The sequence below is a fragment of the Micromonospora yangpuensis genome, from assembly GCF_900091615.1.
In the GTDB taxonomy this organism is placed as follows: Bacteria; Actinomycetota; Actinomycetes; order Mycobacteriales; family Micromonosporaceae; genus Micromonospora; species Micromonospora yangpuensis.
Genome location: NZ_FMIA01000002.1, coordinates 5,125,947 through 5,139,667, shown reverse-complemented (window position 1 = coordinate 5,139,667; position 13,721 = coordinate 5,125,947). Strand labels below are relative to the sequence as shown.

The following is a 13,721-nucleotide window of genomic DNA, read 5'->3' as shown; positions in this document are numbered from 1 at the left end:
GATGGTCAGCGGCGGGTCTGGATCTCCTCGCGGATGGTGCGCAGGAGGGTGCCGGCCTCGTCGACCGGACGGCCCGGGAAGAGCGCCATCACCACGCTGCCGTGGTCGGCCCAGCCGCACACCGCGAAATCGCCACCGTCACCACTGGTGGTTCCGCACTTCATGGTGCCGCCCAACCGGCCCGCCGGCACCTCGCGCAGGCCGTCGACCGCCCCGGCCTCGTCCGCCATCAGCTCGAACAGGGTGTCGAGGTCCCGCTCGGGCTGCCAGAGCAGCGTCGTCCCGCCGAAGATGAGCACCGGCCGCTGCGGCTGTCCCTTGTCGTTGTAGACGTTGCCGAAGCTGCGGTCCAGGTCGATGTTGGCGGCGAGGCCGCTGCGCAGGTAGTCGGCGGTACTGCGGGCCCGTTCGTCACTGTCCCGGGTCAGCCCGGCGACCTCCGGGGGCGTGGCCAGGTCGGCGTCCTTCTGCTGGGCCACCCGCCAGGCCACCGACCCGAGGGCGCCGGCGCCGAGTACCCCGACGGCGAGCGCGATCCCCATCGCCCAGCGCCAACGGCGGGAGCCGAACACGGACCGGCGGGACCCGTTCTCCGGGTCCCGGTTGCTGAGCTGGATGGGCTCCCCGGTCAGCTCGATCAGCTCGCCGTCGTCGTCGTACGGCCGCTGGGTGAGATGTGCGTCGGACATAGCCGACACCGTACGCGAAGCAGCGGTGGCGCACGCCGGGTCCGCCGAAGCGCTCCGTAGACTTTGCCTGTGACCGAGAGACTGGATGCCCGACGCCCCGACGCCCCGACCCTTGCCGGCCAGTACCAGCCCGGCGAGGTAGAGCAGCGACGGTACGAGCAGTGGGTAGCCGCCGGCCACTTCCGCGCCTCGGCGCAGAGCGACAAGCCGCCCTTCACCATCGTCATCCCGCCGCCGAACGTCACCGGTGTGCTGCACATGGGGCACGCCCTCGACCACACGGTCCAGGACGCGCTGATCCGGCGTAAGCGGATGCAGGGCTTCGAAGCGCTCTGGCTGCCCGGCATGGACCACGCCGGCATCGCCACCCAGAACGTGGTCGAGCGACAGCTCGCCGCCGAGGGGCTGTCCCGGCACGACCTCGGACGGGAGAAGTTCGTCGAGCGGGTCTGGCAGTGGAAGGCGGAGTCCGGTGGGGCGATCCTCGGCCAGATGCGCCGGCTCGGCGACTCGGTCGACTGGGACCGCGAGCGCTTCACCATGGACGAGGGGCTGTCGCGGGCCGTACAGACTATTTTCAAGAAGCTGTACGACGACGGCCTGATCTACCGGGCGAACCGGATCATCAACTGGTGTCCGCGCTGCCTGACCGCGCTGTCGGACATCGAGGTGGAGCACACCGACGACGACGGTGAGCTGGTCTCCATCCGGTACAGCGCCGACGTGGTGGTGGCCACCACCCGGGCCGAGACGATGCTCGGCGACACCGCGGTGGCGGTGCACCCCGACGACGAGCGGTACCGGCACCTGATCGGTACCGAGGTGGAGCTGCCGCTGACCGGGCGGCGGATCCCGATCGTCGGTGACGCGCACGTCGACCCGGCCTTCGGCACCGGCATGGTCAAGGTGACCCCGGCGCACGACCCGAACGACTTCGAGATCGGCCAGCGCCACGACCTGCCCGCGTTGACCGTGATGGACGAGCGGGGAGTGATCACCGCGCCCGGCCCGTTCCAGGGTCTCGACCGGTTCGAGGCCCGGCCGGCGATCGTCGCCGCCCTGCGCGAGCAGGGCCTGATCGTGGCCGAGAAGCGGCCGTACGTGCACGCGGTGGGGCACTGCTCGCGGTGCAAGACCACCGTCGAGCCGAGGCTGTCGCTGCAGTGGTTCGTCAACACCGCCCCGCTGGCCGAGGCGGCCGGTGACGCGGTGCGCGACGGCCGGGTGAAGATCGAGCCGGCCGAGCTGGCCAAGCGGTACTTCGCCTGGGTGGACAACATGCACGACTGGTGCATCTCCCGCCAGCTCTGGTGGGGCCACCGCATCCCGGTCTGGTACGGCCCGGCCGGCGAGATCGTCTGCGTCGGCCCCGACGAGCAGCCGCCGACCGGTGCGGGCTGGCACCAGGACGAGGACGTGCTGGACACCTGGTTCTCCAGCGGGCTGTGGCCGTTCTCCACCCTGGGCTGGCCGGACCGGACCGCCGACCTGGCCAGGTTCTATCCGACCAGCGTGCTGGTCACCGGGTACGACATCCTGTTCTTCTGGGTCGCCCGGATGATGATGTTCGGCCTGTACGCGATGGACGGCACGCCGCCGTTCGGCACCGTCGCCCTGCACGGGATGGTCCGCGACGAGCACGGCAAGAAGATGTCGAAGTCGTTCGGCAACGTGGTCGACCCGCTGGACTGGATCGACCGGTTCGGCGCCGACGCCACCCGTTTCACCCTCGCCCGGGGCGCCAACCCCGGCGGCGACGTGCCGGTCAGCGAGGAGTGGTGTCAGGGCTCCCGGAACTTCTGCAACAAGCTCTGGAACGCCACCCGGTTCGCGCTGCTCAACGGCGCGCACACCGGCGGGGAGCTGCCCGCCGCCGAGCAGCTCTCCACCGTCGACCGGTGGATCCTGTCCCGGCTGGCACACGTCGCCGCCGAGGTCGACGAGCAGTTCGAGGGGTACGAGTTCGCGAAGGTCTGCGACCTGCTCTACCACTTCGCCTGGGACGACGTCTGCGACTGGTACGTGGAGTTGAGCAAGCCGGTGCTCGCCGCCGGTGGCGAGGCGGCCGAGCGGACCCGCCGGGTGCTCGGGCACGTGCTGGACCAGCTGCTGCGGCTGCTGCACCCGGTGATCCCGTTCGTCACCGAGGAGCTGTGGACCGCCCTGACCGGGGGCGCGACGGTCACCACGGCCGGTTGGCCGGTGGCTGACCGTACCCGGATCGACGACGCCGCGGAACGCGAACTCGGCACCGTCCAGCGGGTGGTGACCGAGATCCGGCGGTTCCGGTCCGACCAGGGGCTGCGCCCGACGCAGCGGGTCGCCGCGCGGCTGGACGGCCTGCCCGGGGCGGGCATCGCGGCCCACGAGCCGCTGATCCGTTCCCTGGTCCGGCTCGACGCTCCCGGCGACGACTTCCAGGCCAGCGCCACCCTGGCCATGGCCGGTGCGGTCAACGTCGAGTTGGACACCCGGGGGTCGATCGACCTGGCCGCCGAGCGGGCCCGCCTGACCAAGGACCGGGCCGCCGCCGAGAAGGAGGTGGCGCAGGCCCGCGCCAAGCTGGACAACCCGGCCTTCGTCGGCAAGGCACCGGAGCCGGTGGTCGCCAAGATCCGGGCCCGGCTCACCGTGGCCGAGGCCGACCTGATCCGGATCGATGCCGCCCTGGAGGCGCTTCCGTCGTGACCGAACGTACCGAGAACACCGCACCCACCGCCCGCGGCCGGGCCGACCGCTCGTCGTCGGGCGAGTTCGCGGCGGTCGACGCCGAGCTGGCCGAGCGTGGCTTCACCCGGATGGTCTTCGAGCTGGACCGGATCGAGAGCCTGCTCGACCTGCTCGGCAGCCCGCAGCGGGCGTACCCGTCGATCCACCTGACCGGGACGAACGGCAAGACCTCGACGGCCCGGATGATCGACTCGCTGCTGCGGGCCTTCGGCCTGCACACCGGGCGGTACACCAGCCCGCACCTGGAGACCGTCCGAGAGCGGATCAGCCTGGACGGGGAACCGGTGAGTGAGGAGCGGTTCGTCACCACGTACCGGGAGATCGCCCCGCTGGCCGAGCTGGTCGACCAGCGTTCCGCCGAGCCGCTCACCTACTTCGACATGACCACGGCGCTGGCGTTCGCGACCTTCGCCGACGCCCCGGTCGACGTGGCGGTGGTCGAGGTCGGGCTGGGCGGGGCCGAGGACGCCACCAATGTGATCCAGGCCGGGGTCTGCGTGCTCACCCCGATCGGGCTGGACCACACCGAGTGGCTGGGCGACACCATCCAGGACATCGCGCTGGCCAAGGCCGGCATCATCCACCCCGGCACCACGGTGGTCTCCGCCGCCCAGGAGGAGGAGGCCGCCCGGCCCATCCTGGAACGGTGTGCCGAGGTGGGGGCGACCGTCGCCCGGGAGGGCGGCGAGTTCGGGGTGCTGCGCCGGGCGGTGGCCGTCGGCGGTCAGGTGCTCACCCTGCAGGGCCTCGGTGGCGTCTACGAGGAGATCTTCCTGCCGCTGCACGGCGCCCACCAGGCGCAGAACGCGGCCGTGGCGCTGGCTGCGGTGGAGGCCTTCCTCGGTGCCGGCGCTAAACGGCAGCTCGACGTGGAGACGGTCCGCGAGGGCTTCGCCACCGCCAGCTCACCGGGACGTCTGGAGAAGGTCCGGTCCGCACCGACGATCCTGCTCGACGGGGCGCACAACGCCCAGGGCATGGCCGCCACGGTCACCGCGCTGCAGGAGGAGTTCGCGTTCAGCAAGCTGGTCGGGGTGCTCGGCGTGCTGGCCGACAAGGACGCCGCCAGCCTGCTGGAGCTGCTGGAGCCGGTGCTCGACACGGTGGTGGTGACCCGCAACAGTTCGCCCCGGGCGATGCCGGTCGAGACGCTAGCCGCGCTGGCCGCCGAGGTCTTCGGCCCGGACCGGGTGGAGACCGCCGAGCAGATGCCCGACGCCATCGAGGCGGCCGTCGCCGCCGCCGAGTACGACGTACCGGGTGAGTTGAGCGGGGTGGGTGTGCTGGTCACCGGCTCGGTGGTGACCGTGGCCGACGCCCGCCGGCTGCTGAAACGATGAGTGGGCAGCAACCGCGACCCTCCGGGCTGCGCAACCCGGAGGGGGCGGTACGCGGGCTCGGCGCCGCCACGCTCGGGCTGGAGGCGCTGGTGTTGCTGATCGGCATCCAGCCGATCCGGGCGCTCGGCACGGAACTCAGCGGCGCCACCATGGGGCTGCTGGTGGCGGTCGCCGTGGCGGCGGTGGTGCTCGCCGGCATGATGCGCCGGCCCTGGGCCTGGCACGCCGGCACCGCGCTGCAGGGGGTGCTTCTGCTCGGTGGCCTGCTGCACTGGTCGCTGCTGGCCCTCGGCGTGATCTTCGCGCTGGTGTGGGCGTACGCGTTGCACGTACGCCGGCAGATCCTCGGGCCCACCGCCGGCTGACCCGGCCGGCTGTGCCACCGGCCCGGCCGGCCGGCGGCGGCGCGGTGCAGCCGGCCGGCGGTGCGGCCGGCGGTGGTGCGGCCGGCCTCGGTGCGGTCGGCGGTGGGCCGGTCAGGCGCCGGTCAGGGCACGCCACTGGGTCAAAGCGATGCCGTGACCGTCCGGGTCGCGGAACGCGGCGGCCCAGACCTCCAGCTTGGTGCCCCGGTTGACCACCCGGGGCGCGTAGGTGAAGCGCAGGCCGGTGTCCCGAAGCCGCTCGTACGCCGCCTGGATGTCGTTGACCTCCAGGTTGACGTGGACCAGGCGGCGGCTGATCGGTGCCGCCTCGCTCACCTCGCGCAGCACCAGTCGGGTGCTGCCGGAGGCGAGCACCGCGTTGCCCGCACCCCGGTCGACCTCGGTGAAGCCGAGCACGTCCCGGTAGAAGTCCAGGGACCGGTCCAGGTCGGTGACGAGCACGGTGATCCCGACGCCGCTGATCGGGCCGTCGGCCACGTCCGAGGGGTAGCCGAAGATCGCCGGGTCGAGGTCGTCGGGGTGGACCGGCGCCGATGGGTGCGCGCTGGCGGCCGACGGGTGTACGCGGGCGGCCGGCGGGTCGTCCAGCGGCAGGTCGATCGGATCCGGCTCACCGTCCCACGGCCCGGCCGCGGCCCGCGGCCCGGTCGCCGACGCCGCGAACCGGTCCTCGGGAACATCCGGGGTGAACGGGCCGTCGGCAGGTGCCGCCGACTCGAAGCGCTCGTCGGCAGGTGCCGACACGAACCGCTCGTCGGCAGGTGCCGACACGAAGTGGTCGTCGGCCGCGGTCGGGACGAACCGGTCGTCGGCAGGTGTGGGCTCGAAACGCTCCTCGGCGGGTGCCGGCTCGAAGGGGGCGTCGGGGGCCGTCGGGGCAAAGGGATCCCCGGCGGGGGCCGGCTCGAAGCGGTCCTCGATGGGGGAGGCCGCGCGCTGCGCGGGTGGCAGGTCGCCCATCGGGTAGCCGGACGGGTTCGACCGCCGGGTGGGCCGGACCGGCTCCTCGTCCACGGCCGGCATCGGCTCCTCGCCCACGGCCGACGCCGCCTGCTCGGCGGCCGGCGTCGGCTGCTCGTCAGTGGCCGGACCCGCCTGCTCGGTGGCTGCCGACCGCTCGGTTGCTGCCGGTTGCCCGGTTGCTGCCGCCTGCTCGGTTGCTGCCGCCTGCCCGGTCGCCCCGACCGGCTGCTCGGCGACCGGGTCCGGGCGTTCCTCGGCGGGCGGTCGTTGCGCGGGCGTGGCCCGACGCGGCAGCACCGCGCCGCTGGGCAGCTCGACCACCGTGCCCTCCAGCACGACCGGACCGCCGGGGCGCTGGTGCAGCACCACCGGCTCCCGGTGCGCCGGTCGACCAGCCGGGTCGTCCAGGCCGTCGCGTGTCGGCTCGACGATCGACGCGTCGTCCCGGCGGTCGTCCTGGAAATCCTGCCGGAAGTCCGCCTGGAAGTCGTCCCGGAGCCCGTCGTGGAACTCGTCGTCGGATCCCCGGCCGGCCCACGGCGGGGCCTCCTGCTGGATCAGCACCTCGTCCACCGGCTCGGCCATCGCGAACTCCGGCGGCAGGTCACCGGCGACGGCCGTCTCGGCGTGGGTCGGCACCTCGTCCCAGAGGACCCGGACGTGCCGCTGGTCGTCGAGGGCGACCCGGATCGGCAGGGTCTGCCCCAGCGACGGCCACTTGGCCACCGGCACCCGGGGCTCGATGATCTTCTTGGACCGGGGTGGCATCCCCGGCGCGTCCAGCACCAGCTGCAACTCGCACCGGCCGAAGGCGTACTGGGTGGGTGGCTCGGAGACGCTGTGCACGTGTCCCACCCCGATCACCCAGGTACGACCACCGCCGCGCACCGTGGCCAGGGCGATCGCCAGGGCCAACAGGGCGACGCCGAGCGCCACGATGGCCCAGCTCGTCATGCCCAGCCCGACCATGATCACGAAGGCCGCCACGGTGCCGAGCACCGCGGCGATCAGCTTGCGCACCGGCGCGATGGGTCGGCTCCCGCCATTTGCCACAGTGGACCTCCCAGGGATCAGAGCCAGGCTAGGCCGGACCGGCGACGGAGGGGAAGAGCAGCCGCCGCGCCGGAGGCCGGACCGGGTCGCTACGCTGACCGTACCCAGCCCAGCCGTCATCTGCTCACAGGAGGAACCCAGCGTGTCCAGCAGCAGCTCGGATGAGCGCACCCTCGTACTGATCAAGCCCGACGCCGTCCGGCGGGGCCTGGTCGGCGAGATCATCGCCCGCTTCGAGCGTAAGGGGCTGCGGATCGACGCACTGGTGTCCCGGACGATGGACGCGGCGCTCGCCGACGAGCACTACGCCGAGCACGTGGACAAGGCGTTCTACCCGCCGCTGAAGGACTTCATGACCAGCGGACCGCTGGTCGCCCTGGTGCTCTCCGGCGACCAGGTGATCGACGTGGTACGCGCCCTGGTGGGCGCCACCGACGGACGCAAGGCCGTGGCCGGCACCATCCGGGGCGACTTCTCGCTGTCGAACCGGGAGAACCTGGCGCACGCCTCGGACTCGCCGGACAGCGCCAAGCGCGAGATCGCCCTCTGGTTCCCCGAGCTGGACTGACCGCCGCAGCAGCGGGTCCGCGCCCCGCCGCCCCGACCACCGGTTCACCCGCCCAGCCGGGTCAGTTTCTCCGGATTGCTTACCAGGTACAGGCCGGTGAGCCGGCCGTCGGCGGCGGCCACGGTCAACGCGTACCGGTTGCCGTCCGGCCGTCGCACGACGTACCCGGGGGCGCCGTTGAGCTGCACCTCGACGGCCCGCAGCGGTGGGCGGTGGGGTCCGTGGATACCGGCGAAGAAACGGGTGACCCGGTCCGCGCCGCGGACCGGGTTGCGGGCCGCGCGGACCCGGCCGCCGGAGTCCGACCAGGCGGTGGCGTCGGCCGAGACCAGCGCGGCGAGCCGGGCCAGGTCACCGTCGCGGGCGGCGGCGAGGAAGGCCTCCAACAGCCGGCGCTGCTCGGCGGGGCCGGCGGTGAAGCGCCGGGTGTCCCCGGCGATCCGCCGTACGCCCCGGTGGTACAGCTGCCGGCAGTCCGCCGCCGACCGGTCCAGCAGCTCGGCGATCTCGGGGTACGGCAGTTCGAACGCGGTGCGCAGCACGTAGACCGCGCGTTCCGGCGGAGTGAGCCGTTCCAGCACGTGCAGCAGCGCGACGGAGAGGGTGTCGCGCAGCTCGGCCTGCTCCAGCGGCCCGAACGGCGACGACGCGGTGGCGACCGGGGTGGGCAACCAGGTGCCCACGTACGTCTCCCGGGTCGCCTGCCGGGCGCGGAGCCGGTCGACGGCGAGCCGGGTGACCACCCGCGACAGGTATCGGCGTGGCTCGGCCACCGCCGCCCGGTCGACACCCCACCAGCGCAGATACGCCTCCTGGAGCACGTCCTCGGCGTCGGGCAGGCTGCCGAGCATCCGGTAGGCCAGCCCGAGCAGCATCGGCCGGTGCGCGTCGAGCACACCGGCCGCCTGCGTGGCCCCGCCGGTCGTCACTCGTCGGTGGACGGCTGACGTCGGGTGGCCGCCACGATCCGGTTCCACACGTTGATTGTGGCCACCGCGACCGTCAGGTCGACCAGTTCCCGCGCCGACCAGACCTCGGCCGCCGCGTCCCACACCTGGTCGGGCACCCCGTGCTCGCCGAGCCGGGTGAGGCTGTCGGTGAGGGCCAGCGCGGTGCGTTCCCGCTCGTCGAAGAAGGGCGCCTCCCGCCAGGCGGCGACCGCGAAGAGCCGTCGGCTGGACTCGCCGGCGGCCAGGGCCTCCCGGGTGTGCATGTCCACGCAGAACGCACAACCGTTCAGCATCGACGCTCGTACCTTCACCAGCTCCAGCACGGTGGGCTCGACGTGCTCGCGGGTGTAACGCTCCAGCTCGGACACTGCCCGGTACGCCTCGGGCGCCACCGCCGTCAGGTCGATCCGACTCATTCTGGTCTCCCTTCCGTCGTGGGTTCACCGCAACGACGGACGGTGGCGGCCCGGATGTGACACGACCGGATGTGACGTGGGTCTCCTGCCGGTGGGGGTCGGTGGGGACGCGCACGCAACGGGCGGTGCCGGGTGACGGGACCGCGTCGGCTAACGTGACACCGCTCGGCGAATGACACCACCCCCGTTGGGTACGACCGTCCGGAGGACCAGTGCCGCTGCTCTACACGATCAGCAAACTCACCGTGGCACCCGTGCTCCGACTGGCCTTCCGCCCCCACGTGGAGGGGCTCGAGCACATCCCGAAGACCGGGGGCGCCATCTTCGCCGGCAACCACCTCTCGGTCGCCGACGAGCTGTTCCTCGGCACCGTGGTTCCGCGACACCTGGCCTTCTGGGCCAAGTCCGAGTACTTCACCGGTACCGGCCCGAAGGGCACGCTCTCCCGGGTCGTGCTCACCGGCCTCGGCGCGATCCCGGTGGAGCGGGCCGGTGGACGTGCGGCGCTGTCGGCCTTCGACGCGGCCCTGCCCGCCCTGCGCGGCGGTGACCTGGTGGCCATCTATCCGGAGGGGACCCGTTCGCCCGACGGCCGGCTCTACCGTGGCCGGACCGGCGCGGCCCGGCTCGCCGTGGCCGCCGGGGTGCCGATCGTGCCGGTCGGCATGATCGGCACCGAGAAGGTCCAGCCGATCGGCGCCCGGGTGCCCCGGCCGGGCAACGGCCGGATCACGATCCGGTTCGGCAAGCCGTTGGACTTCACCGGGCGGCCGGACGACCGGACCTCGCTGCGGGAGATGACCGACGAGCTGATGGGCGAGATCCAGAAGCTCACCGGCCAGGAGTACGTCCCGCGCTACGCCCCCAAGCGGGACGAGCCCACCACCGGCGAGTCCCCGGCCTGAGGCGGCTCACGGCGGATCGTCGCCGCGCCGTCGTTCCTGGTCGGCGACCGCGTCGAGGTCGGCCAGCCGGTCGAGCTGCTTCATCGAGCGGGCCATCCGCGCGTTGCCCGGCAGCCGCTCCCGGTTGCGCAGCAGGAACGACCAGTAGCCGGCGGTGAACGGGCAGGCGTCCTCGCCGAGGCGCTTCTTCGGGTCGTAAGGGCAGCCGCCGCAGTAGTCGCTCATCCGGTTGATGTACGCCCCGCCCGAGGCGTACGGCTTGGTGGTCATCTGACCGAGGTCGGCGTACTGGCTCATGCCCACCACGTTGGCGGTCATCACCCACTCGTACCCGTCGACGAAGCTGCGGTGGAACCAGTCCACCAGCTCCGTCGGCCGCCAGCCACGTTGCAGGGCGTAGTTGCCGAGCACCATCAGTCGGGGGATGTGGTGCGTCCAGCCGTGGTCGCGGACCTCGCCCAGCACGTCGGAGAGGCACCGCGCCCGCACCACGTCGGCGTCCAGGTCCTGCCACCAGTCCGGCACGTGCCTGCGGGCGGCCAGGGCGTTGTTGTCCCGCCAGCCACGGTCGAAGTACCAGTAGAGCTGCCAGACGAAGTCCCGCCAGCCCATGATCTGCCGAATGAAGCCCTCCACGCTGGGCAGGGGGGCACCGTCGGCGTGATACGCCCGTTCCGCGCCCCGGATTGCCTCCATCGGATCGAGCAGGCCCAGGTTGAACGAGGAGGAGAGCGCGCTGTGGGCCAGCCACGGGTCGTTGGCGAGCATCGCGTCCTCGTACGGGCCGAACGCGGGCAGCCGGTGCCGCAGGAAGTGCCGCAGCCGGGCCCGGGCCTCCTTGGTGCTGGCCGGAAAGCGGCGTGGCCCGTCCCGGCCGGCGAACCGGATCCCCTCCCGCTCCCACCGGTCCAGATCGGCCCGGACCTCGGCGTCGATGTCGTCCTCCCGCAGCTTCGGTGGCGCGGGGACCGCCAACCGGTCGACGTCCTTCGGCGGCGGCTGCCGGTTCTCGGTGTCCAGGCTCCACCGGCCGCCCACCGGCTCACCCGCCTCGATCAGCACGTCGTGCCGTTCCCGGGCGAACCGGTAGAAGGCATCCATCCGGAGCGCGCTCCGTCGGCCATCGGCCCAGTCGGTGAAGTCGGCCAGGCTGGTGACGTAACCACGGGCCGGCAACACCGTCAGCCGGGGTTGTCGCTCGACGAACGCCAGGGCCCGCCGGGAGGTGGGGTGGCACACCTCCAGCGGCTCGCGGACCGTGCGCAGCCCCTCCGCGTACGTCTCGGTGCGCAGGTACCGGGCCTGGTCGCCGAGCTCCGCCGCGCGGTGGCGCAGAGCGGAGAGCACCAGGTGCGCCTTCTGCCGGTGGAAGACCCGGCGCCGGAAGACCGCCTTCGACTCGATCAGCAGCACCTCCTGGTGCCGGTCATCGAGGAAGTGTGGGCCTAGCTGATCGGCGAAGAGCCAACGCCGCGACATGTCCCGATTGTGGGCCCGAAAGTGGATTGGTACGGGCAAAAAGCGAAAGCTTTACGCCATCGAGATCACCCTTGATTGATAGTGATGATCTGACTACGGAGTGTGCCCAGGAGGGCGGCGCTGTCATCGACCGAGAGCCGGGTGAAGACGGCGGTGGCGAGGCTGCCGTGGTCGACCGAGGTGCAGACCACCACGGCGGTGTCGTCGGCGCTGCCGGTGGCACACCGGGCGTGCCGCCCCCGGACGTCGGTCCGCACCACCGTCGGCTCCCCGAGCCCGTACTCGCCGGTGAGCCTGTCGATCTCGCCCTCGGCGTCGCTCTCCGGGGTGATCCGGAATCCGGTACCGCCGAAGACCGTCACCCGCTTGCCGTCCGAGGTGCCGTAGACCCCGCCGAAGGTGTCCTCGGTCAGCAGGTGGGCCTCGCCCACCCCGGCCTCCAGCCGCCGCACCGCGTCGCCGCCGTCGGAGCGCAGGCGGAGGTCCGCGACCTCCTCGGGCAGGCTCGCGGCGGCCGGGTACTGGTCCCAGGCCGGCTTGCCGAAGTACGCGGGGCAGCCGCAGCAGCAGATCACGCTGAGCAGGAACGTCATCAGGAACCGGGAAGGCCAGCGCCGCCGTCGACGACGCGGCGCGGCGGGCGGCGGGGGTGGCCGGTGGTCCGCCCGGCGCTGTGCCGGTGGCGCGGCCGGCGGTGACACCGGCCGGGGCGGAGCCGACACCGGCCGGGGCGGAGCCGACACCGGTGGCGGCGGTGGCGGCGGTGGTGGCGGTGGTGGCGGTGGCGACACCGGGTGCGCGGAGACCGGCCGCGCCGAGGCCGAATAGCCGGCCGACGACGCCGGCGGGTGCCCCGGCAGTGGGTACGCCTGCGGGTGGCCGGTCGGGTGCGGCTGGCTCCCGCCTGCCGCGGGCGGATACGGCTGCGCGGGGGTGTGCGGGTACGGCGGGGCCGAGAAGGGCTCGGCGGACGGGTACGACTCCGCGGCCGGGTAGGGCTCCGCCGCCGGGTACGGCCCGGCTGCCGGCTGCGCCCCGGCCGGAGGTGACTCGGGCCACGGCGGGGCCGATGCCGGCTCGGGGTGGTGCGTGGTCGGCGGCAGGGCCGGATAGCCCGTCGAGGGCAGGTCCCAGCCGCCGGTGTCCACCCCCGCCCAGGGATCGACCGGGGTACGACTCTCCGGGGGCCCGTCCAGCAGCGTCCCGTCCACCAGGGTCCGGTCCACCGGCGGTGGCGGCCCGGGTGGCGGTGGAGGTGGGCTGGACCGCGCGGGCCGGCCCCAGAACCGGCGGGGTTCCGGCGCTCGTGGCGGTGGCACCGGCGCCGAGCCACTGACCCGGCCGACGCTCGGCTCGTCGGGCAACGCGTCCATCTGCCGGGTACCGGCCGGTCCGGTCCGGCCCGGCTCCGGGACGCCCACCGTGGCCTCGCCGGCCGGCTGGTCGGCGACGTCAGGCGCGGACCGAGCCGCCGCGCCCGTCGTTGCCGCCCCAGTGGTCGGCTCCGCCGCGTTCGTCCGCTCCGCCGCGTTCGTCCGCTCCGCCGCGTTCGTCGGCTCCGCCGCGCCCGTCGGCTCCGCCGCGTTCGTCGTTGCCGACCCGTCGGTCGGGTCCACCGCGCCTGTCGACCGGTCGGAGACCCGCTCCAGGGCTGCGTCCGAGGTCGGCTCCAGGGCTGCGTCCGAGGTCGGCTCCGAACCTGCCTCCGAGGTCGGGGCCGGCTCTGGAGTCGGTTCCGCCGGGACTGCCGCTGCTGTCGGGTCGAGGGCAGGTTCCGCCCGGGCTGCCTCCGGGGCCGGACCCGGGGTCGGTTCCGCCGGGGCTGCCTCCGTGGTCGGGCCGGCCGTGCCTGACGACCGGTCCGGAGCCGGCTCCGACGCCGCCTCGGCGGCCGCCGCCGAGGCGGTCGCGGACGCGTCTGTCGGCCGTTCCGAGTCGGTCGGCTCGGCCGGGCTGACGGATCCGGACGGCGACGGCTCGTCCTCCGGCAACACGGGCAGCTCGCGGGTGCCCGCAGGGCCGGTGCGGGGACCGGTGGTCTGTGCTGGTGCTGGTGCTGGTGCTGGTGCTGGTGCTGGTGTGGCGGGGGCGGCCGGTCGGTCGTCGACCGCCGGATCCCGGCCCGCGTCGGTGGCCGGGGTGAGCCCCTCGGCCGGCCGGTCGGTTTCCGGCTGCGGCTCCGGCATCGCGGCAATCTCCTCTCGCGCCGCCTGCGAGGTTAGTACCGCACTGCCAGCCCGCC

10 protein-coding genes and 2 pseudogenes are annotated in these 13,721 nt (G+C 73.3%); 5 read left to right on the top strand and 7 right to left on the bottom strand.

What is annotated here, in order from left to right; translation table 11 throughout:
* Nucleotides 1-5: 5 nt before the first annotated feature.
* A complete protein-coding gene (locus tag GA0070617_RS23155; RefSeq protein WP_091442547.1) occupies nt 6-689 on the bottom strand; it encodes a hypothetical protein in 684 nt (227 codons plus the stop codon).
* 69 nt (nt 690-758) lie between these two features.
* Between GA0070617_RS23155 and GA0070617_RS23150 the strand changes: the two genes are divergently transcribed.
* The 3 genes from GA0070617_RS23150 (at nt 759) to GA0070617_RS23140 (ending at nt 5,124) form a co-directional block, all read left to right on the top strand.
* A complete protein-coding gene (locus GA0070617_RS23150; protein WP_091442544.1) occupies nt 759-3,377 on the top strand; it encodes a valine--tRNA ligase in 2,619 nt (872 codons plus the stop codon).
* Between the two features lie 110 nt (nt 3,378-3,487).
* Complete coding sequence (locus GA0070617_RS23145) at nt 3,488-4,759, top strand: bifunctional folylpolyglutamate synthase/dihydrofolate synthase (protein WP_091447112.1); 1,272 nt, start codon at nt 3,488-3,490, stop codon at nt 4,757-4,759.
* Nucleotides 4,756-5,124 (top strand): DUF4233 domain-containing protein, encoded by a 369-nt coding sequence (locus GA0070617_RS23140; RefSeq protein ID WP_091442541.1) that lies wholly within the window; start codon nt 4,756-4,758, stop codon nt 5,122-5,124. The genes GA0070617_RS23145 and GA0070617_RS23140 overlap by 4 nt, the downstream gene beginning before the upstream one ends.
* Before the next feature lie 111 nt (nt 5,125-5,235).
* On the opposite strand, the pseudogene GA0070617_RS31755 reads toward GA0070617_RS23140, so the two are convergent.
* Both GA0070617_RS31755 and GA0070617_RS31750 read right to left on the bottom strand, forming a co-directional pair.
* Nucleotides 5,236-5,826: pseudogene (locus tag GA0070617_RS31755) on the bottom strand (VOC family protein); the annotation flags it as partial.
* A gap of 564 nt (nt 5,827-6,390) precedes the next feature.
* A pseudogene (locus GA0070617_RS31750) lies at nt 6,391-7,161 on the bottom strand (glyoxalase/bleomycin resistance/dioxygenase family protein); the annotation flags it as partial.
* Nucleotides 7,162-7,303: 142 nt separating this feature from the next.
* Between GA0070617_RS31750 and ndk the strand changes: the two are divergent.
* Entirely contained in the window at nt 7,304-7,729 is a 426-nt protein-coding gene (ndk, locus tag GA0070617_RS23130; RefSeq protein ID WP_091442535.1) for a nucleoside-diphosphate kinase, read from the top strand.
* A 44-nt stretch (nt 7,730-7,773) separates the two neighbouring features.
* Here the strand turns inward: ndk and sigJ are convergent, their stop codons facing one another.
* Both sigJ and GA0070617_RS23120 read right to left on the bottom strand, forming a co-directional pair.
* Nucleotides 7,774-8,658, bottom strand: a complete 885-nt coding sequence (gene sigJ / locus GA0070617_RS23125; RefSeq protein WP_229688472.1) for an RNA polymerase sigma factor SigJ — start codon at nt 8,656-8,658, stop codon at nt 7,774-7,776.
* Nucleotides 8,655-9,095, bottom strand: a complete 441-nt coding sequence (locus GA0070617_RS23120) for a carboxymuconolactone decarboxylase family protein (RefSeq protein WP_091442532.1) — start codon at nt 9,093-9,095, stop codon at nt 8,655-8,657. The genes sigJ and GA0070617_RS23120 overlap by 4 nt, the downstream gene beginning before the upstream one ends.
* A 212-nt stretch (nt 9,096-9,307) precedes the next feature.
* Here GA0070617_RS23120 and GA0070617_RS23115 point away from each other — a divergent pair, with 212 nt between their 5' ends.
* A complete protein-coding gene (locus GA0070617_RS23115) occupies nt 9,308-10,000 on the top strand; it encodes a lysophospholipid acyltransferase family protein (protein ID WP_091442528.1) in 693 nt (230 codons plus the stop codon).
* A gap of 6 nt (nt 10,001-10,006) precedes the next feature.
* Here GA0070617_RS23115 and GA0070617_RS23110 read toward each other — a convergent pair whose 3' ends face one another.
* Nucleotides 10,007-11,479 carry a cryptochrome/photolyase family protein gene (locus GA0070617_RS23110; RefSeq protein ID WP_091442524.1) on the bottom strand — a complete coding sequence of 491 codons (1,473 nt, stop codon included), beginning with the start codon at nt 11,477-11,479 and terminating at the stop codon, nt 10,007-10,009.
* Between the two features lie 65 nt (nt 11,480-11,544).
* Nucleotides 11,545-13,665, bottom strand: a complete 2,121-nt coding sequence (locus GA0070617_RS31745; RefSeq protein ID WP_229688471.1) for a hypothetical protein — start codon at nt 13,663-13,665, stop codon at nt 11,545-11,547.
* Nucleotides 13,666-13,721: the final 56 nt, after the last annotated feature.

Bases quoted from the DNA above. Each gene is read 5' to 3' on its own strand.
- GA0070617_RS23110 (WP_091442524.1), bottom strand. From the start codon at position 11,479: ATGTCGCGGCGTTGGCTCTTCGCCGATCAGCTAGGCCCACACTTCCTC.
- GA0070617_RS23120 (WP_091442532.1), bottom strand. From the start codon at position 9,095: ATGAGTCGGATCGACCTGACGGCGGTGGCGCCCGAGGCGTACCGGGCA.
- GA0070617_RS23155 (WP_091442547.1), bottom strand. From the start codon at position 689: ATGTCCGACGCACATCTCACCCAGCGGCCGTACGACGACGACGGCGAG.
- GA0070617_RS31745 (WP_229688471.1), bottom strand. From the start codon at position 13,665: ATGCCGGAGCCGCAGCCGGAAACCGACCGGCCGGCCGAGGGGCTCACC.
- GA0070617_RS23140 (WP_091442541.1), top strand. From the start codon at position 4,756: ATGAGTGGGCAGCAACCGCGACCCTCCGGGCTGCGCAACCCGGAGGGG.
- GA0070617_RS23145 (WP_091447112.1), top strand. From the start codon at position 3,488: ATGGTCTTCGAGCTGGACCGGATCGAGAGCCTGCTCGACCTGCTCGGC.